The following is a 17604-nucleotide window of genomic DNA, read 5'->3' as shown; positions in this document are numbered from 1 at the left end:
GAGTCGGGCGGGTTGAAGGGGACAGCCTCGACCAGACCTCGGTCAGGCATCGACATAAACCACTTCGCCGAAGGGAGGCTTCGGCGCGCGGCGCAACGGGGTCGTGGATGCCCAGAAAACCGGGTACGTCACGTCGAAGTCTGGAAAGCGCCCGAACATGTCCGACAGATACGCGAGCGCGTCAGGCGTGATGCCCATCTCCTCAAGGACCCTGAACGGGTCGATGAACACGGAACCTCCGCCGCCCTTGACCGGCTTGATCTCGATCGGGTCGCCCTCCTCGAATATCTGGATTTGCGTGACCAGGGTATCGCAGTCCATCACGATCAGACGCTTCGGACGCAGCTCTTCCGCAATCTGCCGGATTTCAGCTGCGAACTGCTTCTGCGTCTCATCGAAGACCGAGCCACTAGAGTCACGGACAACGACGATCGTCCCAAGTGCGTGGGAGTAACGCGCCGGCAGGTAGAAGCCGAGATGCAGATAACGGCGATTCGGCATGGCGAAGCTGTAATCGTCCGTAGTCGGATGCTGGAAGAAGCGCATCAGGAGCGGTCGCCAGTCCACCGCCGCCTCACCCGCTTCATCCACGACCGTAGAGAGCCCTCCGGGCAGCTTGCCGCGCATCTGGGCTGCTTTCGCAGCCTGAAGCGTGGCCACCTGCCACTCAGCCTCCTTCACCGCCTTGTCTGCGGCGTTCGGATAGGGGCGGACCTCACCGCAGGATGGCGAGGCCTGCTGATCGGGAGCCGCTGACGGAGTGTTCGCGCCGTTCGCGGGTGCCTGTTGTCCACCAGGCGCGTTCGCCCCCGGTTTGCCGCCAGACTTCTCCTGTTCCTTCTGCCTCGCCTCCTGCGTGAGGACCGCGTAAATCTCCTCGGCTGATCGCCCATAAAAGCGCGGATCGTCGAGGCAACCTGGCGGCAATGCCATGCCCGCCTGTCTGACGATGGGGTTGATCGCGTAGTCGCACGCGTCGTTCCAGCGTTCAGCGTCGCGCGGGCCCTGCCGGAAACAGTGGCCACCGGCCACATGCAGGATCTCCTGCGCGAGAACGCCACGACACTCATGATCGTTGAGGGTGGCGAGGTATGCCGGGTTGTACCCCAGCGATTCCCCGTCCACCCAGAACGTCTTGCATGTCGCATCCTCGACCACCTTCAGGCGAAGCGCCAGCACGCCGAAAAACGGTTGGTCCATGACCAGCGCCGTGCGCTGCTTCGAGATGCGGGGATCCATCGTCACCTCACGCTGCGATGCGCAGCTGCGGCGCGTGACCCGACGTCGGCATGGCCACCTGCGGCTTGCCGCCCATGAAGGCCTCCATCAGTTCCTCGATCTCGCTGGCCTTCGCAGCCACCTGCGAGCGAAGCACCTCGGATTCCTTCAGGTCGTTGCCCGTGTGCACAGCCAGATGACGCTTGGCCTGTTCGAGAATATGGACGAGCTGCGGGTCGTTGCTGAAATTCAGCTTCGGCAGCAGCCCGCACAGCTCGCGCACATTGTCGGCTACGTCCATACGCACGTTGTTGCTCGCGTACAGGCGGTTGGCCATCGCCGACACCGCGTCGTAAAGGCGGTGCACGATGTCCTGATTGGCGTTGTTGATCGAGCGCATCACGTGCTGATCGATTTCGCCACGCAGGCTCGTGAGCACGTCTTCAGGCAGATCGACACCGAACTGGCTGGCGTCGGGAAACGGCAGCACCGACATGCGAACGCCGAACTTCTCGCCAAGCTGCGCGAGCGTCGGATAGTCCGCCTCGTTGAACAGGCCGTTCATCTCGGCGCGCGCGAGTTCCTTGAGGTCGAGGTAGTCGGTCAGGAAAACCTGCACGGCCAGATCGAACTCATCCTTCATGCGGCGCATCTGCTCCGCGAACTCCATGTAGATCTGGGTCGGTAGCAGACGCACGGACAGCTGGTTATATTCCAGCGTGTGGTCATAGAAGTGGCGGCGGATGCGGCCGCCGAGCGACATCACTTCCTTGAAGCTCGGCGCGTGCTCGGGCAGCAGTCGCTTGTTGAAGCGGCCGATGCCCTTGGTAGCGTGGTTCTTCTCCACCTCTTCGGTGACTTTCTCATCGAAGCGGCGGGCCGCCCACGACGAGATGGTGACCGAGCACAGCATGACGCGCGATTGGATATCGGTGATGTTCATGGAAATAGCTCCAGAAAATGAATGAAATGAAAGTGCGGAAAATGACAACGAAGCGCGAGCGCGATGCGCCCGCGACCAGCAGGAAGGAAGTTGCGGAGTGGGAGCGCCGCGAGGTCTGATGCGTTGACGAAAGACAGGAATCAGCCGTGGATCAGCTTGCCGATACGACTCTCGGCGCCGGTGCACTCACGAATGAAATCGTGCGTACTCGCGAGCGCCGGCGTCTTGCGTACGGCATCCGTCACCAGCAGGGCGGCGAACTCCGCGCAGCCCGCGTCGATGAGACGGTTCACATAGACCAGCACGCGGGCGAGATTGCTCTCTTTTGCGTACATCGCCAGCGCCGCGCTGATCGCGTAAAGCGCCGACGGAGCGGTTGGAATCGCGGCTGCATCGGGCGCAGCGAGAATCGCGTCGGGGGACGGCAACTCGCGATAGATGCCGATGAAAGCCATCAGCTCTTTCGCAGCGCCCTCGCCCACCGAACCCGCGTAGGAGATCAGTTCCAGATCCTTCGGCACCACGCCCATTGTTCTGGCCACGAAGTTCCAGCTGCGGGGACTCGGTGACTTTGAGATGTCGCCCGCGGCCTTCTGCGCGGAGAGCAGGTCCGGCCGGAAGCGCAGGAACGCGACCAGCTCGGCGGGCACGCCATGGGTGAGTGCCCACGACGTCCACTCCTGGATGTCCGCGACCAGCTCGACGTGCGTGGCAAAGCGGTCCATCAGTGGATCAAGAATGCCGCTCACGCCCGCGTTGTCCTTGCGCCGGTTGGTGGCCGCGAGGAACGTGACGTTGTCCGGCAGCTTGTGCTCGCCGATGCGACGTGCGAGCAGCAGTTGCATCTTCGCGGCCTGCACCGAGGGTGCGGCCTGCCCGAGATCGTCGAGGAACCAGATCAGGGGCCGCTTGCGCGCCTGCAGCGCGCGCTCGAGGTCACCGAACGGCAGGAAGCGCGCCGACTGACCGTCGGGCGCAGCGAACGGCAGGCCCTTCGAGTCGGTCGGATCTTCGACGACCGGATGGCTGATCAGCAGATCGTGATCGAGTTCGTTCGCGACCTGCTCGACGATATCGCTCTTGCCGACGCCCGGGCGACCACTGACGATGACCGGCAGACGCTGGGGCACGTAGGCGAGCAGAAGGGATTTCAGCTGGGAAGCGTTGACTTGCATGGTGAGGTTTCCTGTGCAGAAAGCCCCGGGCGAGTCACGTCCCCGGCGGGAGCGTGTCCCGGCGGGGTGAATGGAGAGGCCGCGGATGCGGCGAGTGAATAAGACGATGCGTGCGCCCTGGGGCGCGCGGTGTGGATTACAGTGCAGCGGCCGCGAGAGCGGCGAGTTGCTGGTGCGTAAGCGTCGAGCGTTCGACGCACTGCTGGCCGTGGTAGATCATGAGGCCGTACACGTCGGCGAGCGCGCGGGCTTCTGCGCACAGGGCCGCGTGTTCGGCATCAACGGGCGGGCGACGATCGCGCCAGTGATTAATCGCGCTTTCCATCTGCGCGAGCGACACGGTGCCGTCTTGCTGGTTCATGGAGCCTCCATCTGGAGAAGGCCTGGAAGCGCCGCGCCCATATGGGGACGTGGTCCCTTGCAGGCGGGGTGAATGCCGGACTCGCCGGCGTGGTCGATGCGTCAGGGACGCGGGTGATAGATGCCAGTTTAGGCGTGTGTACGCTGCGCCCCCCGCGCAATCGTTGCGATTTTGATACCGCTTTCGCCGTGAAGGACCGTCACACGGACGAAAAAAAACCGGCGCACGTGGCGCCGGTCGGTTCAAGATTAAATGACGCTCGAGGCGTGTCAGGCCGCGCGCTTCTCCAGCACTGCACGCGCGTACGCGAGCGTGCCGTCCTGCGCGCTCAGCCGCCGAGCTTCCGGCTCCGTGCCGCGCACCAGTGCATACACATGCGCAGCACCGCGGCGAAAGCTCTGGATTGTCGAGTAGCCGTCTCTGATCGCGCGATCGACGTGTTCGACGCCAGAGATTTCGCCACACTTCGCGCCGACATAACGCGCGCGCCCGGCGATCGTTCGTGCATCGTCCAGATCGCGCTGCGCGTCGCGCCCAGCCTTGCGCTGAACCGCATCACGTTCCCACGCGGCCTGCTCCTCTTCGGTGTAGCCGCACAACGAGAAAATCGCGCGGCGGCGCTGGGCAGCGCGAACGCCGATCAGCTTCACGCCGAACGTGTCGTAAAACGCCTGCTTGCTCCCACGATTGTGGTCGTCAGCCCTGTCCAGCGTTTCCAGAAGCGTGCCGACGTCGCGGTTCGCGAGCGCACGCGCGAGCCGGTTGCCCTGCTCATGCGAATGGCGTCCATGCTGCAGGCGTGCCACGTCGCAACGCTCGCGATGCGCGCGGCGGCTGATGCGGCCTGCCTTCAACTCGCTGTCGGCATGCGCGATCGAGCGATCACGGATGAGCGTGGCCACCCGTTCGCGTACGCGCTCCGCCAGAGGCGTCACGGGCTCGCCGATGTCGACCGGCGTACCGAACGAGTCCGGCAGCGCCAGATCGTCGATCAGCCCGTGCGAATGAAGCAGATCGTCGACCTGCGGGTACGTCGGCTGATCCGGCAGCACCCGGGCGAGCATGGTCAGGATGTCGGCGTTGTTCGCGTCGACCGCCTTGCCCTCGCCTCGCATGACGCCGAGGATCGGCCGAAGCTTCTCCACCGGTATCGCGCCGCGCAACTCGGGCAACTGAATCAGCGTCTCGGCCCATTCGAGGCCGTACCTGAAGGCTTCGCTGTCTTCACGGTACGGGTCGAGAACGCGGTCCGGCACCGGGAGGTCCTGCGCCAGCGCATACGCGACATGGAGCACGTGACGGCTGTTGATGTCACGCGTGCCCGGGATAGCCGGCCCGCACGCGGCAAAGCCGTACGTGGACTGGAGCGCCTCCGAGCACAGATCCGAAAAGAAGAAGCGCGTGCCGCGCGCGCTCGCGCTGGCCTCCGCGATTTCGATCTGGTCCGACGACAGCAGCAACTGCGGCTGCCGACACAGATCGACGAACTCGAAGAGGCCGTCCCAGGCGGCGCGCGTGACCTGCCACGACTTGCGCTGCGTGTCGTCAGGCTCGACGAATTCAGCACGCCGGTGCTCGGTGAGCATGGCCGCGAGAATCTCCTCAGCGGTGCCGGGCTGGCGCAGCGCGAGCACGCCGTTGTAGCGCGTCACGTTCCCCCCCGCCGGTGCACCAGCGAGTTCGATCTGCGCCGTGTCGGTTGAACGCACACGCTCGTCGCGAAACAGCGTGAACAGCTCAACGAGCGAAGACGTCGAGAGAGTGATGCCGGGAATGGAAAGCGTATACATGGATGATGGCTCCGTAAGCGCGAGACACCACCCATCCGGGGCGATGCCCCGCAAGGGAAGAGAGAAAGAGAAAACTGCGTCAGTCGATATCGAGCATTCGCGACACGGCGGCCGCGACAGCCCACGCGTGCGAGCGTGTCAGCGTCTTGATGCGCACGAGCGGCACACTGCTCCAGTGGCCGCTGTCGCCTGCGGCGTGCAAACGAACGTGGTCAATCTGGACGAGCCAGCCCTCGGATGGGCCAGTCGTCACGGACAGACACAGGCGGTCACGATCAACACGGTCAGGCCACGCGGCTTCTGCCTTGAGTCCTGCCACCGAGTCGTTCGCCCCGTTCACCCAGTTAGCCGCGATGACCCACTCGGGCTCCAGCTCAGCCTTGCGCAGTCGTGCAGAGATGAGGTTGACGACAGCGCCGACAGTTTTGCCGACGGTGTCGAATGGCGCGGCCGCGAGCGCGACCGGCAGATCCAGTTCAATTGCGTTCATGAGGATGGTCCAGAAATGAAAAAGGGCCGCACCGTGAGGTGCAGCCCTTTGATTGCGTATGGCCAGCTGAAGCTGGCGCTCAAGAGACTCGCCGTTAATGCCCGCGGCGTTCGCGGTCAGCCTTGCGTCCGTTGTGGTTCATAACCATTGCGACACCGCTGAACACAGCCGTGACAGCCAATACGAAGAGACCAAAGCCCATCGTTATTCTCCGTCCATGGAAACAATCCCGAAGTAAAAGAGTATCACAGCCGCTATGCAAAGACTCCCGATCGAGAAGCCGTTCGCCAGACTCCATCGCGTGGTCGAATGCCAAAAACCAATGGCCCCGATCGTCGCGCCGGCTGAGAGCGTATGAAGGAACCGACCGATCTGCTGTCTTTGATCCTTCGACGGCTGCATCGCGATCTGCCGAAACTGCGCCAGGACGCCTTTAGGAAGTTGCCGGATGATTAGCCCAGATTTGAAGCGAAAATCCCCGCTTGATGTGGGCTCCATAGAAACGGATTGCCCGCGACACGTCGCCGTTACCGCAGGCGGCGCTTCCGTCGCATCCAGCTCCCGCAACACCTGTTTAAGGCGCTCGGAAACATAGACCTGCCCATCCTTTTCACGCCAGGTCGCGCTGTCGGTAATGGTCAGCCCACCGGGGAACTCGATCTTGATCTCGATGATTTCCACGCTCACGCCTCCTAGCGGCGCTCGCTGTCCAGGCCATTGGCCAGGCGCAGCGCACTGATCAGCGATTCGTAGCCCTCGTGGGTGCCGAGCTGCTCAGCGCTCACCGAGTTGTCACCGCCACCGGAAAGGTCCGAGCGGCCGCGACGCGTGCGAAACGACATGGCGACGGTACCGCGCGACGGGGAATCCGTCACCTCCAGAATGAGGCGATCGGTGTTGAGCGAGACGCGGCAGCCGTTGCCACGGCGGCAGGGCTCAGCCTTGATTTCATGCTCGCCCGCGCGCAGACGAAGGTCACCGGCGACGCGATGCAGAAAGCCGCGGGCGCGGCGCGTGAAGCGCGCATCGCGCTCCGCGCCCGCGCTGCGGCGATCGGCGTGCATGACGCAATTCGTGTGGGTCATTCAAACCTCGAAATAAAAAAGGCGGGGCGCTTCACAAGGAAGTGCCCCGCCATGCAGGAAGAAAGCCGGCTTGCGCCGGCAAGTGGAGTGCGTCAGTGCGTGACGCGGATACCGGAGTTCGTGTCCATCAGGAGCACGCGGTCACCGGGGGCAAACAGCTGATCGTCGGGCTGCGTGATCACGCGCAGCGAGCCGTCGGCCTTGCGGACGACGATTTCGAGACCAGCGGTGCGGGAGAGCGCGGCACTCACGTGCTGCGCGATGAAACCGGATGCAGCACCGGAGACGGCACCGGCGATATAGCGGCCTCGACCGTTGCCGATCACCTGGGAACCCAGGAAAGCGCTGACGCCGGAGACGACGAGGTTTTCAAACCCCGAGCCGCCGGACGACGCCTGGATCGTGACGCGGCGCACGCGCATAACCACAGCGGGTTCGAGCGTGCCGGCGCGCTGGACGTCCGAACGCTGATAGATGTTCGGCGAGCCGAAGTCCGTCAAGTTGGCGCAGCCCGTAAGAGCCGAAACAGCAACTGCGACAACGAGACTGAGAACGATGCGGATCATGGTGCGGCTCCTGGAATAAAAAAGGGAGCCGCGTCCCTATTGGGATTTGGCTCCCAACGGGGTAGAAATAGCGGGCGTGTTGCCCGTTGGCCTGGAAGGCCTCAAGAAAATGCCCGCGACAGCATGCTGCTGCGGGTAGGTCGATGCGCCAGTAGCGCGAGGAATAGGGACAGTATGTGGCGGCAGCGCGCGCGTGGCGGTCCGAATGCTCGCCGATTCGCTAGATGTTTCGCCCGGAGGGGGCGGCACGCCGCGCGCTGCACCGCTCCCCCGTCTCCACGCACTCGCCCACGCAGCCCGGGCAGTAGTGCCGGTCGCGCACGCCCGCCGTGTCCCAGCCCCGGCCGGACGGCAGCGGCGTGCCGAACTCGTGCCCGGCTTCGCGGGCGAAGAACACCGGCTCACCCGCGCGGCCGCGCCGCACGATTGCGTTGATCTCGTCTGCGCCAAACGCCTCGCGTAACGCGTCAACGAACTCGCCGATCTCCGGCATTGGCCTTGCGGGTCTGTTCATGGTCTAAAATAACTGTATATTTATACAGTATTCTACTTCTGGAATTCAGGCCATGTATATTTCGACACTCTCGCCAAACCTGCCGCCCACCGGGCTTCCAGCGGGTATGGACGAACTGCGCGCGCTGTGGCTCGACGGGCATCTGGCCATGGGCGAATTCGTCGCTGCCGGCGCGGTCGCGGGCCACGGCGAACATGTGGTGATCACGAGCGCGCTGCCCCGGGCACGACTGGACGCCATCCTCGCCGACGATCCGTTGGTCGTGCGCGGATTCGGCACGTACACTACGACAGAGATCGCCCCCGCGCGCCTGGCCGACAGCCTGAGACCGCCCTGCCCCGAGCACTGAATCATGACCTCCCTCGACGAGCAACTTGCCATCCGGCGCGGCCGCGCCCGGTTCGAAGCCGACGTGGCACAAACCGTCCGCGTGATCGCCGAGCGCTACCGCGCGCAGGGCATGGCGCTGAACGGCGACACCGCACGCGCCATCCTTGACGAGGCGCTCGCCGACGTTGGCCTGGCATCGCGCTGGCCGGCCGACCTGCTCGCGACATTCGCCGCAACGGTTGAACTGCCTCCGGACGACGCCGCGCTTTCAGGAGACGGTGGGAATTTGCATCCGTTGATCCAGACCCTTTTCGACGCCTCCGACACTCAGGTCGAGCACTGACCTCGCCCGGGTCGACGGGCGAAAAAAAAGCCGCCCGCAAAAGCGGGCGGCGTTGTCGAAGGAAAAAACTTCTCACTTGAATCATGCTGCCTTGCGGCGGCGCGTGGTTTTCTTCGCAGGCTTGTTCTCTGGCGGCGCCTCGTAGCCGAACCGGGCCCATGCTGCGGGATCGATCGGCACCGGGTTCGTGCGTCCCGTGGCGAGATTCACGAACACCGCCGAGAACGTCAGGCCTCCGTTGCGGAAGAGCGACCAGAGCAGGTTGAACGCCTGCACGGAGATCGCCTGATTGATGACGAGCGACTGCTTGCGCAGCGCGTCCGCCATCGAACACGAAGGCGTATCGTCCCCACTGTCATTCTTCGCGTTCAGCATGTCCGGGAACAGGTCGCCCACATGGGGCAGCCTGTCGTGCCGGGGCTTGCCGAACTCGCCGAGAATGACCTGGCCACGATCCGTCTCGTTGCCGCAGTCCAGGTAGTAACGCACCTTGCCGCGTTTCGCCGCCTGGGCGATCGCATGCCGCGCGCCGCGCGAGTCCACGCACCCGATCACCATGTCGGCTTGCAGGTTGATCGTGGAATCGACACGCCGCGGCAGAGCCGTCCAGCTCGTCCCCATCAGCAGGTTCAGGCGGTTCACCAGCAACGACGCCTTGTAATGCCCGACGTCGTTGGGATAAAAGCCCTGCCTGCCGACGTTGAACTCGCTGACCGTGTCATCGTCGTAGACCGTGCAGTTGATTCCGCCCGGATGACCCAGCTCGATCATGGCGTGATGCAGGCGCGCGAGCGACGGCAGCAGCGCGCTGCCTGTGCCGCCAGCGCCCACCACGACCACGTTCCAGGCACCCGTGAGCATGCTCTCGGGCGTTGCGTGCAGGATCGCGCTCATACGACCTCCCCTGCGAGTGCCGCCATCCAGTTCTGCGGCACCGCGCCAGCGACTTCGAAACGCCCCTTGATGCACAACCGCAGCGCTACCGACGGCGTGCGATCGCAGTTACCCAGCACGAGCGCGAACTTCACGTCGTGCTGGTCATCGCGATCGTCCGTCGATGAGAAGTACGCACGGCTGTGACCATGCGAGTGGCAGTCGACGACGAGGCATTCACCGGCCTGCAACTCGGGCCGCTCGTAATGCAGATGGCCCGGACCGTGCGACAACGAAGAAAGCGCCACCAGGCGAAAATCGCCCGACTCCGCGTTCCACACGATCCATGCTCCGGCCTCATTCGGCAATGCCGCGCTGGCCATCTGCGCGAACTGCGCCACGAGGCCTGCAGGCACCGGCCCGCACTTCAGGTCGGTGTGCTCGGCCGCCGCGCCGTACGGCACGGGCGTGCGCCAGTCGAACGACGAGAGCCGTCGCACGAGACGCACCCATGGCCGGCTGATCTCGAGGAACACGCCGTTGGACGCGATGAGCAGACGCTCACCGGGGCCGCCCATCGGCGCGACAGGCTCGCGCGTCGGGACCATGACCGAAGGGAACGAGCCCTGCAGGGCAACATCGACCGGATTCATGCCACACCTCGCGAGTGGATCAGATCAAGTACCGTTTCCCCGGTGGGCACCAGCGCTTCGAGAGGAAATGCGCTGAATTTGCCATCGAGCATGTCGCGCCAGAAAGCAAATTCGCCGTTCTCATAGGCGACGCGCTTCCCACCGTTGTTCGGATGGGTGAACGCGGAATCGAAGAAGCCCGATTCCCAGCCCGCGATCGAGTCGACGTCGATGTGCGTTGGCACGCGAGCCGAACCCACACAGATCAGGCCGCCGTCCCACGTGTTGAAGTACGGCGGCTCGAACAACGGAGTGTCCGGGCCCGGACGGTCAGCAACGTTGACGGAGAACACGCGAAAACCGTGATTCCCGGCCTGAAAAACCAGCCCCGGATGCGGCACAACGGCCGTGCGCCTGCCGATCTCCTCAGACTTGAAGAACACGCGGCGCATCGCAGGCGGACACCACCAGGTCACCGCGCGGCTGTTCAGACCAAGCACCGTGGGTGGAAGAAACGCCGCTTTGGCGGCAGCGTTCTCGTCGAGCGCGCGCAGTGCCGTGACGAGCGCGTCGCGCGTGACCGGCCGACCTGCGCCGATGACCGTGCGTTCGCTACGCCCCTGACGCTCGACAGGATGAACGGTTGCGTAGCACGCACCGTTTGCCCCTTCGTAGAGCAGGATTGCAGAGGTCAGCGCAACTGCGCTGCCGACCTTGCCGGTAACGACATTTTTCATGGAATGCTCCTAGGAGGTCACCAGCGACAGGAGCCTGTCGAGGCGAGTCATGATCTGGAAAGCAAGCGACCAGTCCGCGTACTGCCTGCGGATGTCGCCTGCCCTGGTGGACAGAGGGGAAAACGCGGCGAACTCGCAGTGGTCGCCGCCCTGGTAAGCCGATTCGATCGTGCCGTCGAGGATCTGACCCACGTAGGTCTCATCGCCCGACACCACAAACGAGACGGCCGAAAACAGCGGCATGATCGACGGCTCTCCGCGCAGAAGATCCCGGGTTCGGCTTTTTCGCATCAACGAACCCAGCGCGAGCAGTTCAGTGCAGACCCTGCGCGCCTTGCCGCGAAGCCTCGGGCGCAGCGACCTGATCTGCGTCGGCGAAAGCATCGGCCGACGTCGCCATTTGCCATCGCGCCAACTGACCGGCATCGCATCGTCCGGACAAATCAGCGGCCTGGCCGTTGAGGGCAGATACGCTGCGATGTCGGAATCGTCCGCGCCAAAGCGCTCCCTGAGCGCCTCCATCGCGTCCTCGTCGGACGCATCGGGATCGCCATCCCAGAACCACGCCGCAAACTCGCCGAGAAACCACTGGGGCGAGCGGACCATCACAGTGCGATACGAGGCCTCGTCAATGACGTTGAGTACGGTGCGCAGCAAAAGCGGATGCGCAGAGCGCAGCGCCTCAACATGCGAAGCCATCTCGAAGAGGTTTTCGTCTGGCAGGCCAAACCCCAGATACAAGGGGGACGCAGCGATGAAGTCTTTTTCCAGACACACATGCTCGAGCGTCGTACCAACCGCGTTGGCATCGAGCAGCATGGGGCGAACCGTCAACCGGGAGAACTCGCTCTTCTGCCGCGCCACCCAGGCAAAGAACGCCTGGGAAAACGCGTTGAGCTCGTCCGACGGTTCGTGCACGTCCGCCGCCCGCAACGGGCCATAGCGAAAATGCGCGAGGATCAGCGCAGACATCTCTTCGCTGACCTTCCACTTCATGGTGCCCGACAGCGGCACCTGCGCAGCGACCGATGGCAGGCTCAGAAAATCATCGGAAGTTCGATCTCGGGCAGCGGCAGCGCGTGGCGGTTGCCAGCTCGTGAGCGGGCCGCCCTCGACGTCTTGATCAGTTCTCGAAGGGTCGAAGAACATAGTGCAGATTCCTCGTCGGAAAGAAAAACCGCCCTCTCGGGCGGTTCCTGTGCAGTGGAGAGGCTCCCCTCACGGAGAGCACGCAATAGCGTGTCCTTACGCATGGGAGCCCTTGGCACCCGCCGCGCGGACAAACTTGTAGGTGGCGATGTCCCCGGCGATCTCGGGCCCGTCGACCGTTGCGGTCGTGAGCTCGGGATACTGCGCCGAGAAGAGATCACGAACATCGTTCGGGCTGAACGCCGGGCCGGGGTCGGCAAACTTCATGCCGTTGTAGGTGAACTCGCGGATGAGCTTTGCGATGCTGATCGTCATGGCCTGTCTCCTCAAAGAAGCGCGAAGAGATCGGTCTTGCCGTCGCCACCTGCCTGTGCGGGCGGGGGCGTGTCAGATGCCTGCGTCGAGTCCGTCGTGTCGTCACCACGTTCGGTATCGTCTGCGTCATCAGCATCGTCGTCGGACGCCCCCTTCGGCGCGGGAAGCGCCGGTTTCGAGCCCTTCGACAGCGCCTTCTGCGCCTTGCCCGCCTGCGACTTCTCGGCCGCCTGCAGGATCTCGGTCGTCGCGCTCACCTGCTCCGCAAGGGAGCGGTGTGCGCCTTCGAACGAATGCAGCGCCTGCACGAAACCCGCATCAAGTTCCGCCGGCGTTGCGGTGAGGACGAGAGGCTGGCGCAGCGCGGCCTCTTTCGAGTCCGCGCACGGCATCACGACCACCGACATCTGGTCACCGGCCATCTTCATCATGAGCGTGACCTTGCCGGTCTCACGCACGAGCGCTTCGAGTTGCTGGAACATGAATAACCTCTCAAATGAAAAGCGCCGCGCGGTCATCAGACCGGGCGGCGCAAAATGGAAAAGCCACGGCGAACGCCGCGGCATGCATCAAAACTTCAGGACCTTCAGAACCTTGCCCGCGTAATCGAAGCCATCGACCGACAGCAACGCGTCGATCACTTCGGACTTCGATTTGCCGAACACCTTTTTGAAGTTCTCGCCCATCGCTGCGCGCAGCCCCAGTTCGTCGGCCACCACCTTCATTTCCGATTTCGTGATCAGCTCCAGAAACTCCTTATCGAGCTTCCAGTGCTTTGCAAGATCGAGCCTGTGGTGACGGCACATGGACGTGAGATACGGAACGTCGACGCCCTGAATTGCGGACATCGTGACGGCGATCATCAACTTGCCTTCGTTGTCGGCGGCCAGCGTCGCGGCCGCGGTTGCAGCCTTGCCGAAGTCGCCAACAGACGGCTTGTCGTCGATGAGGCGTTCCCAGATCGTGTTGAGCGGGCCCGCCTCGATGCTGCGCGCCTGCCCCGTCGCCACGATCGCGAGCAGGTATCGACGCGCGAGCGCCGCATCCTGACTCACCTCGCGACGCAGCGCCTTGCGCCAGAGCGCAACGCGATACGTCTTCACGCGGTCGGACTCGGACACCACCGTCGCTTCGGGTGCAGCCGCAGCGGGCTTCTCGCCCTTCGCAGCGCTCGAAGCCTTCGACGTGCCATTTGACGAAGCCGCTTTCGCAGCTGCGGGCTCCGCCTTCTCGCTCTTGATGCGCGCCGCCACCTTCTTCATGTTGCAGACGGTGTCGAAGCACTGGCCCTTGTAGACCTTGCCGAGCGAGTCGGGCAGAGCGCTGACCGCGGCGCCGAAGTTCTGGCATGCATAGCACGCCTTCGACTGTTCGACGCCCACGCCCTTCGCGCCATCTGCCACGAGCTGGATGCGCGTGTGGTTGTCGCCTGGACGCACGATCCGAACGGTCTGGAACTCGTCGCGCAGGCCTGCGGCCGTTGCGTCGAGCTGCTTTTCCGTCCTCTCGTTGTAGCAGTTGCGGTTCGTGCAGTTGCCGGTGCCGATGGATTCGCCAAACATTTCTGCCTGAGCGGCCGAGTTGTGCTGGCAGCCAGCACAGTCCGTCTTGTCGAAGATCGCTGCATTAAGCGAGCACGCGGCTCGCTCCAGCACGCTTTTCAGATCGGCGACCGTATGCCCCTCTTTCACAACGACCGGCAGGATCTTGTCCTGCTGTTCTTTCGTGAAAGCGGCGAACAGTTCGGCGTGGCCGAGCTTGATCGTGCGGGTATTGAGCGCGTCCAGAACGGACGCACTGCAATTCATCAGCGCGAGGCGCGCGTCGAGAACGGCACGTGTCCAGCCGAGCTGGCGCGCGGCCTCGTCACGGTCCCCCTGGCAGAGGCCAACGATCTCCGCTGCTGCGACAGCCTCCTCCGAGGGTGCCATGTCATCGCGCTGGATGTTTTCGATCAGCGCCAGAGAGCGCGCTTCAAACTCATCCATCTCGCGAATGACGACAGGCATCGGGTAGTCCTCGCCGTGGGCTTCGCGTGCGGCACGAAGGCGGCGCTCACCCGCGACGAGCTGATGCTGGCCGTCTTCGAGCGGACGCACGAGCACGGGTTGAATGACACCCTGCGCGCGCACGGACTCGATCATTTCCGCCATCTTCGCGGGATCGAAATACTTGCGCGGGTTGCGGCCGGGTTGAATGTCGCCGAGGCGAAGCGTATTGGATTGCATTGCGGGTCTCCTGAGAGGGAACCCGCCCCCAATGGGAGAGGATTCCCGAAGGGTGAAGAAAAATAGGCCATGCGGGCCTGAGTCGATGCGCGAAAAGCGCGGTAGGTGAGTGAACGATATCGCGCCAATGGACGCCACGCGCCGGAAAAGATCAGATTTCCGATACGGCTTTTAAAAAAACAAAAGCCCGGGATTTGGTCCCGGGCCTTCGTTCAGAACAGCGCAAGCTGATCGACGATCTCGAAGAACGCGTTCGCGTGCGGCTGCGCGCCAACGGCTTCCTCGAACATATCGGCGAGTCCGTCCGTATCAACGACTTCGGCGGGCTGTTCGAGCACGGCGACGTCGGCGAAATCCTCCGACATCGCCGGTCCCGCCATCGGTTCAGGTTCGAAGACCTGTTCAACGACGGGCGGCGGCAACAGAGCAGCGTCGTCGTGCTGAGCACGCATCGCGCGCGCCACCGTCAAGCAGACCACGCAACGCATCCCACGCGCGGCGCATTTTCAGTTTCTGGTTCCAGCCGCCGAGCACGTGCGCGGGGGTGTACCAATGGCCCCACACCTGCATGCTGAGCGTGTTGCCGTGTACGACCATTGCGGGAACGTGAAGCAACGATAACTGCACGTAGGCCATGTGCACACAGCAGGGGTCGATATCAACGCAGGTCGCGTGAAGCGCCTGCTGATAGTTCACGCCCGCCTCGTGGAATGCCTCGGCAGTGGCGATGATCATGCCGCCAGCACCGCATGCCGGTTCCTGCACGCGAGCGAAGCCCTGCGCGTCGGCACGTGCAGCCACGTCCCCGCCGAGCAATCCGGCCATCAGCTTCGATACCGCGTACGGCGTAAAGAACTGCCCGCTGCGATCGTTGCTGATACCGAGCATCATGTAGGTCTCGCCAAGCACGTCAGTGAGGCCTACGCCGCTGCCGTCCAGCATGCCCTGCACACGAACTTCGAATGTCCCGGTCAGTGCGGCGAACATTGCCGGGAAGCGTTTTACCTCTTCCGGTTTGTACTTGCGCACGATCTCCATGTAACGCTTCTCCCGCGCGTCGTACTGCGCGCGGTCCACGCGATTGCTGATCGCAAGCGCCGCCATCTCGACGAAATCGCGAAACACCGTGTCGAGGTGATGGCCGTAAGAGAACTGCTTGAGCAGGGAGACCAGCTCGCGCTGGTGTTCATCTGCTGTGTAGTTGAATTTGCGCTCTGCGCTCTTGCGGCTCATGCCCGCTCCGTAGTTGAAGGAGGCATGAGCCCATCGGGGCAGTCATGCCCCAGAGGGAAAATAATTCGCCGGCCGTGGCCAGCAACTCAATGCGCGATCAGCGCGGAATGGGTATTCCAAGTGATTGCGCGACGCCGAGCGCGATAACCCCATATGCGACGGCGAACACCGGAATCATGACGAGATGAAATAGGTTGTCGTGAAGCCACCTGAGCGTTTTCAAGGGTGCTCCCTGCGAGATAGTTAAGAAATGTCCAGCGGTCGCTGGAAGGTCGATGCGTCGATGACGCGAAAGCAGCACCGATCGTAAGCGCCACATAACAGTTTCGGCACGGCGAAAGAGGACAGCCTGCCGCCCTCTTTCGTGCTCGTGCGCTTATCCACAGATTTCCTGGATAAGTCTGTGGATAAATTTCCCTGGCGCATGCTTAGTACGCCTATGGCGTTGGCTTTCACGCTCTTTGCGCACGTTGCCCGCGCAGCGCACACGGGAGAATGGACTCGCGTGGCAATGATGCCCGCGCATACACAGGAGAATTCAAATGCCAGATCTATACAGGCGGCGCGCGTGGGTGGGTTCGCTCGCCTTCACTGCAGTCTCGTCGTTGGTCGTCTTTCTGCTTTTCGGCCTGCCGTCGCTTTCCGGCACCGACCACCTCAAGGTAGCGCAAGTGGTGATTTTCTCGCTTGCTGCCGCACTCGGTCTGGAAGGTGCCAGACGCCTGAAGCTCGCCCAGTTGCGCAATAACATGGCCCGGTCGAGTACATCGCACGTCATGACCGTCGAGATCAACGGCGTAAGGGTCGGCGAAGTCTCCGAGGCGGCCTACGCCGAGATGCGAATGGCGTGTGCTAACGATCCACGCAACTATGTCCTCGCGCTCCAAGACCTGGTCGGTGTGTTGCTACGAAATGCAGGGTACACGGCTCTTGTGATGGCGACCTTCCTGGGTCTCTATGCGCTCGCATGCTGCCTGTTTGCGCCCACAGGCTTCGCGCTGGCTGTCGGCACGTGCGTGTCCTTTGTCGTTACGAACTCCGCCAACGCTCCTGCGCTCGGGACGGTGCTTCACGCCCTCGCACAGGCGCTCGTGAATTGCTTCGCCCTCGTGTACCTGTTACTGACAGGTTCCCGCATGGCCTTCGCCCCGTCACTGTCGGTGTTGCAGCCCTTTCGCAACGACCTCTATCGGCGCATCCGCCGAACACTGTGCGTCGCGGCAAGCGGAAGTGTGCTGATCCATCGCACGAGCGCCTTCTGACGTCGTCAATCCAGGTTTGCAAGCGCTTGCAAGCATTTCGGCGGAAAGCTTCACTTTTTGTGGAGCTTTTGCCGGTTATTCGTCTCACCTGCAAAGCAACGCAAATTACGCCTGCTTTCGGGTCGCGGACAACGCACCACGACGCCATCATGAAACGATGGCCACCACTCCATTAAGCCCTCCATCCGGTTCGATGCCTCTGCGCATGCGACGCGTGCTCTACCAGGCTGGCCTGACAGACTGGGGCGAGGGTGTCGTCACCGAGCACGATCCGAACTCCGGCATGGTCACCGTGCTCGACACTGACCACGGCACTTTCTGGCGTGGCCATGAAGAGTTGCTCCAGATCGTCGCCTGAGT

General features: G+C 63.3%; 23 protein-coding genes. 4 read left to right on the top strand and 19 right to left on the bottom strand.

The window, feature by feature from the left end:
- Positions 1-42: 42 nt before the first annotated feature.
- The 10 genes from U4Y88_RS29595 to U4Y88_RS29550 form a co-directional block, all read right to left on the bottom strand.
- Positions 43-1239: a DUF2201 family putative metallopeptidase gene (locus U4Y88_RS29595; RefSeq protein WP_321788233.1), complete on the bottom strand. Its 1197-nt coding sequence runs from the start codon at positions 1237-1239 to the stop codon at positions 43-45.
- Positions 1240-1246: 7 nt separating this feature from the next.
- Positions 1247-2161: a hypothetical protein gene (locus U4Y88_RS29590; protein ID WP_065058028.1), complete on the bottom strand. Its 915-nt coding sequence runs from the start codon at positions 2159-2161 to the stop codon at positions 1247-1249.
- Between the two features lie 140 nt (positions 2162-2301).
- Positions 2302-3336, bottom strand: coding sequence for an ATP-binding protein (locus U4Y88_RS29585; protein WP_321788231.1), 1035 nt, complete (start codon positions 3334-3336; stop codon positions 2302-2304).
- 136 nt (positions 3337-3472) lie between these two features.
- On the bottom strand, positions 3473-3697 hold the full coding sequence (locus tag U4Y88_RS29580) for a DUF3717 domain-containing protein (protein ID WP_065058030.1): 225 nt from the start codon (positions 3695-3697) through the stop codon (positions 3473-3475).
- 269 nt (positions 3698-3966) lie between these two features.
- Positions 3967-5487: a hypothetical protein gene (locus tag U4Y88_RS29575; RefSeq protein WP_321788230.1), complete on the bottom strand. Its 1521-nt coding sequence runs from the start codon at positions 5485-5487 to the stop codon at positions 3967-3969.
- A 79-nt stretch (positions 5488-5566) separates the two neighbouring features.
- Positions 5567-5977, bottom strand: a complete 411-nt coding sequence (locus U4Y88_RS29570; protein WP_321788228.1) for a hypothetical protein — start codon at positions 5975-5977, stop codon at positions 5567-5569.
- Between the two features lie 204 nt (positions 5978-6181).
- Positions 6182-6658 (bottom strand): hypothetical protein, encoded by a 477-nt coding sequence (locus tag U4Y88_RS29565; protein ID WP_321788226.1) that lies wholly within the window; start codon positions 6656-6658, stop codon positions 6182-6184.
- 11 nt (positions 6659-6669) lie between these two features.
- Positions 6670-7062: a hypothetical protein gene (locus U4Y88_RS29560; protein ID WP_321788224.1), complete on the bottom strand. Its 393-nt coding sequence runs from the start codon at positions 7060-7062 to the stop codon at positions 6670-6672.
- A 92-nt stretch (positions 7063-7154) separates the two neighbouring features.
- Positions 7155-7628 carry a hypothetical protein gene (locus U4Y88_RS29555; RefSeq protein WP_321788222.1) on the bottom strand — a complete coding sequence of 158 codons (474 nt, stop codon included), beginning with the start codon at positions 7626-7628 and terminating at the stop codon, positions 7155-7157.
- Between the two features lie 220 nt (positions 7629-7848).
- A complete protein-coding gene (locus tag U4Y88_RS29550) occupies positions 7849-8121 on the bottom strand; it encodes a hypothetical protein (protein WP_124262123.1) in 273 nt (90 codons plus the stop codon).
- Positions 8122-8194: 73 nt separating this feature from the next.
- On the opposite strand from U4Y88_RS29550, the gene U4Y88_RS29545 reads away from it, so the two are divergent.
- A complete protein-coding gene (locus U4Y88_RS29545) occupies positions 8195-8491 on the top strand; it encodes a hypothetical protein (protein ID WP_321788220.1) in 297 nt (98 codons plus the stop codon).
- 3 nt (positions 8492-8494) lie between these two features.
- Positions 8495-8815: a DUF2471 family protein gene (locus U4Y88_RS29540; RefSeq protein ID WP_321788219.1), complete on the top strand. Its 321-nt coding sequence runs from the start codon at positions 8495-8497 to the stop codon at positions 8813-8815.
- A gap of 81 nt (positions 8816-8896) precedes the next feature.
- Here the strand turns inward: U4Y88_RS29540 and U4Y88_RS29535 are convergent, their stop codons facing one another.
- The 9 genes from U4Y88_RS29535 to U4Y88_RS29495 all read right to left on the bottom strand — a co-directional run bounded on the left by U4Y88_RS29535 (position 8897) and on the right by U4Y88_RS29495 (position 15982).
- On the bottom strand, positions 8897-9709 hold the full coding sequence (locus U4Y88_RS29535; protein ID WP_321788217.1) for a PRTRC system ThiF family protein: 813 nt from the start codon (positions 9707-9709) through the stop codon (positions 8897-8899).
- A complete protein-coding gene (locus tag U4Y88_RS29530; protein ID WP_321788215.1) occupies positions 9706-10341 on the bottom strand; it encodes a PRTRC system protein A in 636 nt (211 codons plus the stop codon). The genes U4Y88_RS29535 and U4Y88_RS29530 overlap by 4 nt, the downstream gene beginning before the upstream one ends.
- Complete coding sequence (locus tag U4Y88_RS29525) at positions 10338-11057, bottom strand: PRTRC system protein B (RefSeq protein WP_321788213.1); 720 nt, start codon at positions 11055-11057, stop codon at positions 10338-10340. Before U4Y88_RS29525 ends, U4Y88_RS29530 begins: the two co-directional genes overlap by 4 nt.
- A 9-nt stretch (positions 11058-11066) precedes the next feature.
- Entirely contained in the window at positions 11067-12206 is a 1140-nt protein-coding gene (locus U4Y88_RS29520) for a PRTRC system protein F (protein ID WP_321788211.1), read from the bottom strand.
- Between the two features lie 96 nt (positions 12207-12302).
- Positions 12303-12521 (bottom strand): PRTRC system protein C, encoded by a 219-nt coding sequence (locus U4Y88_RS29515; protein ID WP_321788209.1) that lies wholly within the window; start codon positions 12519-12521, stop codon positions 12303-12305.
- 11 nt (positions 12522-12532) lie between these two features.
- On the bottom strand, positions 12533-13003 hold the full coding sequence (locus tag U4Y88_RS29510) for a PRTRC system protein E (protein ID WP_321788207.1): 471 nt from the start codon (positions 13001-13003) through the stop codon (positions 12533-12535).
- A gap of 87 nt (positions 13004-13090) precedes the next feature.
- On the bottom strand, positions 13091-14749 hold the full coding sequence (locus tag U4Y88_RS29505; RefSeq protein ID WP_321788365.1) for a PRTRC system ParB family protein: 1659 nt from the start codon (positions 14747-14749) through the stop codon (positions 13091-13093).
- 212 nt (positions 14750-14961) lie between these two features.
- Positions 14962-15114, bottom strand: coding sequence for a hypothetical protein (locus tag U4Y88_RS29500; protein WP_321788205.1), 153 nt, complete (start codon positions 15112-15114; stop codon positions 14962-14964).
- A gap of 37 nt (positions 15115-15151) precedes the next feature.
- Positions 15152-15982 (bottom strand): N-6 DNA methylase, encoded by an 831-nt coding sequence (locus U4Y88_RS29495; protein ID WP_321788203.1) that lies wholly within the window; start codon positions 15980-15982, stop codon positions 15152-15154.
- A gap of 542 nt (positions 15983-16524) precedes the next feature.
- Here U4Y88_RS29495 and U4Y88_RS29490 point away from each other — a divergent pair.
- Both U4Y88_RS29490 and U4Y88_RS29485 read left to right on the top strand, forming a co-directional pair.
- Entirely contained in the window at positions 16525-17244 is a 720-nt protein-coding gene (locus tag U4Y88_RS29490; RefSeq protein WP_321788201.1) for a hypothetical protein, read from the top strand.
- Positions 17245-17260: 16 nt separating this feature from the next.
- On the top strand, positions 17261-17602 hold the full coding sequence (locus U4Y88_RS29485) for a hypothetical protein (protein ID WP_321788199.1): 342 nt from the start codon (positions 17261-17263) through the stop codon (positions 17600-17602).
- The last annotated feature ends 2 nt before the right edge of the window (positions 17603-17604 follow it).

Source organism: Paraburkholderia sp. J94 (assembly GCF_905220285.1).
Lineage (GTDB): Bacteria > Pseudomonadota > Gammaproteobacteria > Burkholderiales > Burkholderiaceae > Paraburkholderia > Paraburkholderia tropica_A.
Note: the sequence above shows the minus strand (reverse complement) of the source record. Positions and strands in the feature narration are given on the sequence as shown.

Bases quoted from the DNA above. Each gene is read 5' to 3' on its own strand.
- U4Y88_RS29540 (WP_321788219.1), top strand. From the start codon at position 8,495: ATGACCTCCCTCGACGAGCAACTTGCCATCCGGCGCGGCCGCGCCCGG.
- U4Y88_RS29490 (WP_321788201.1), top strand. From the start codon at position 16,525: ATGCCAGATCTATACAGGCGGCGCGCGTGGGTGGGTTCGCTCGCCTTC.
- U4Y88_RS29505 (WP_321788365.1), bottom strand. From the start codon at position 14,749: ATGCAATCCAATACGCTTCGCCTCGGCGACATTCAACCCGGCCGCAAC.
- U4Y88_RS29525 (WP_321788213.1), bottom strand. From the start codon at position 11,057: ATGAAAAATGTCGTTACCGGCAAGGTCGGCAGCGCAGTTGCGCTGACC.
- U4Y88_RS29550 (WP_124262123.1), bottom strand. From the start codon at position 8,121: ATGCCGGAGATCGGCGAGTTCGTTGACGCGTTACGCGAGGCGTTTGGC.
- U4Y88_RS29555 (WP_321788222.1), bottom strand. From the start codon at position 7,628: ATGATCCGCATCGTTCTCAGTCTCGTTGTCGCAGTTGCTGTTTCGGCT.
- U4Y88_RS29570 (WP_321788228.1), bottom strand. From the start codon at position 5,977: ATGAACGCAATTGAACTGGATCTGCCGGTCGCGCTCGCGGCCGCGCCA.
- U4Y88_RS29575 (WP_321788230.1), bottom strand. From the start codon at position 5,487: ATGTATACGCTTTCCATTCCCGGCATCACTCTCTCGACGTCTTCGCTC.
- U4Y88_RS29580 (WP_065058030.1), bottom strand. From the start codon at position 3,697: ATGAACCAGCAAGACGGCACCGTGTCGCTCGCGCAGATGGAAAGCGCG.
- U4Y88_RS29495 (WP_321788203.1), bottom strand. From the start codon at position 15,982: ATGAGCCGCAAGAGCGCAGAGCGCAAATTCAACTACACAGCAGATGAA.
- U4Y88_RS29535 (WP_321788217.1), bottom strand. From the start codon at position 9,709: ATGAGCGCGATCCTGCACGCAACGCCCGAGAGCATGCTCACGGGTGCC.
- U4Y88_RS29510 (WP_321788207.1), bottom strand. From the start codon at position 13,003: ATGTTCCAGCAACTCGAAGCGCTCGTGCGTGAGACCGGCAAGGTCACG.
- U4Y88_RS29545 (WP_321788220.1), top strand. From the start codon at position 8,195: ATGTATATTTCGACACTCTCGCCAAACCTGCCGCCCACCGGGCTTCCA.
- U4Y88_RS29595 (WP_321788233.1), bottom strand. From the start codon at position 1,239: ATGGATCCCCGCATCTCGAAGCAGCGCACGGCGCTGGTCATGGACCAA.
- U4Y88_RS29530 (WP_321788215.1), bottom strand. From the start codon at position 10,341: ATGAATCCGGTCGATGTTGCCCTGCAGGGCTCGTTCCCTTCGGTCATG.
- U4Y88_RS29560 (WP_321788224.1), bottom strand. From the start codon at position 7,062: ATGACCCACACGAATTGCGTCATGCACGCCGATCGCCGCAGCGCGGGC.
- U4Y88_RS29500 (WP_321788205.1), bottom strand. From the start codon at position 15,114: ATGTCGGAGGATTTCGCCGACGTCGCCGTGCTCGAACAGCCCGCCGAA.
- U4Y88_RS29515 (WP_321788209.1), bottom strand. From the start codon at position 12,521: ATGACGATCAGCATCGCAAAGCTCATCCGCGAGTTCACCTACAACGGC.
- U4Y88_RS29520 (WP_321788211.1), bottom strand. From the start codon at position 12,206: ATGTTCTTCGACCCTTCGAGAACTGATCAAGACGTCGAGGGCGGCCCG.
- U4Y88_RS29585 (WP_321788231.1), bottom strand. From the start codon at position 3,336: ATGCAAGTCAACGCTTCCCAGCTGAAATCCCTTCTGCTCGCCTACGTG.
- U4Y88_RS29590 (WP_065058028.1), bottom strand. From the start codon at position 2,161: ATGAACATCACCGATATCCAATCGCGCGTCATGCTGTGCTCGGTCACC.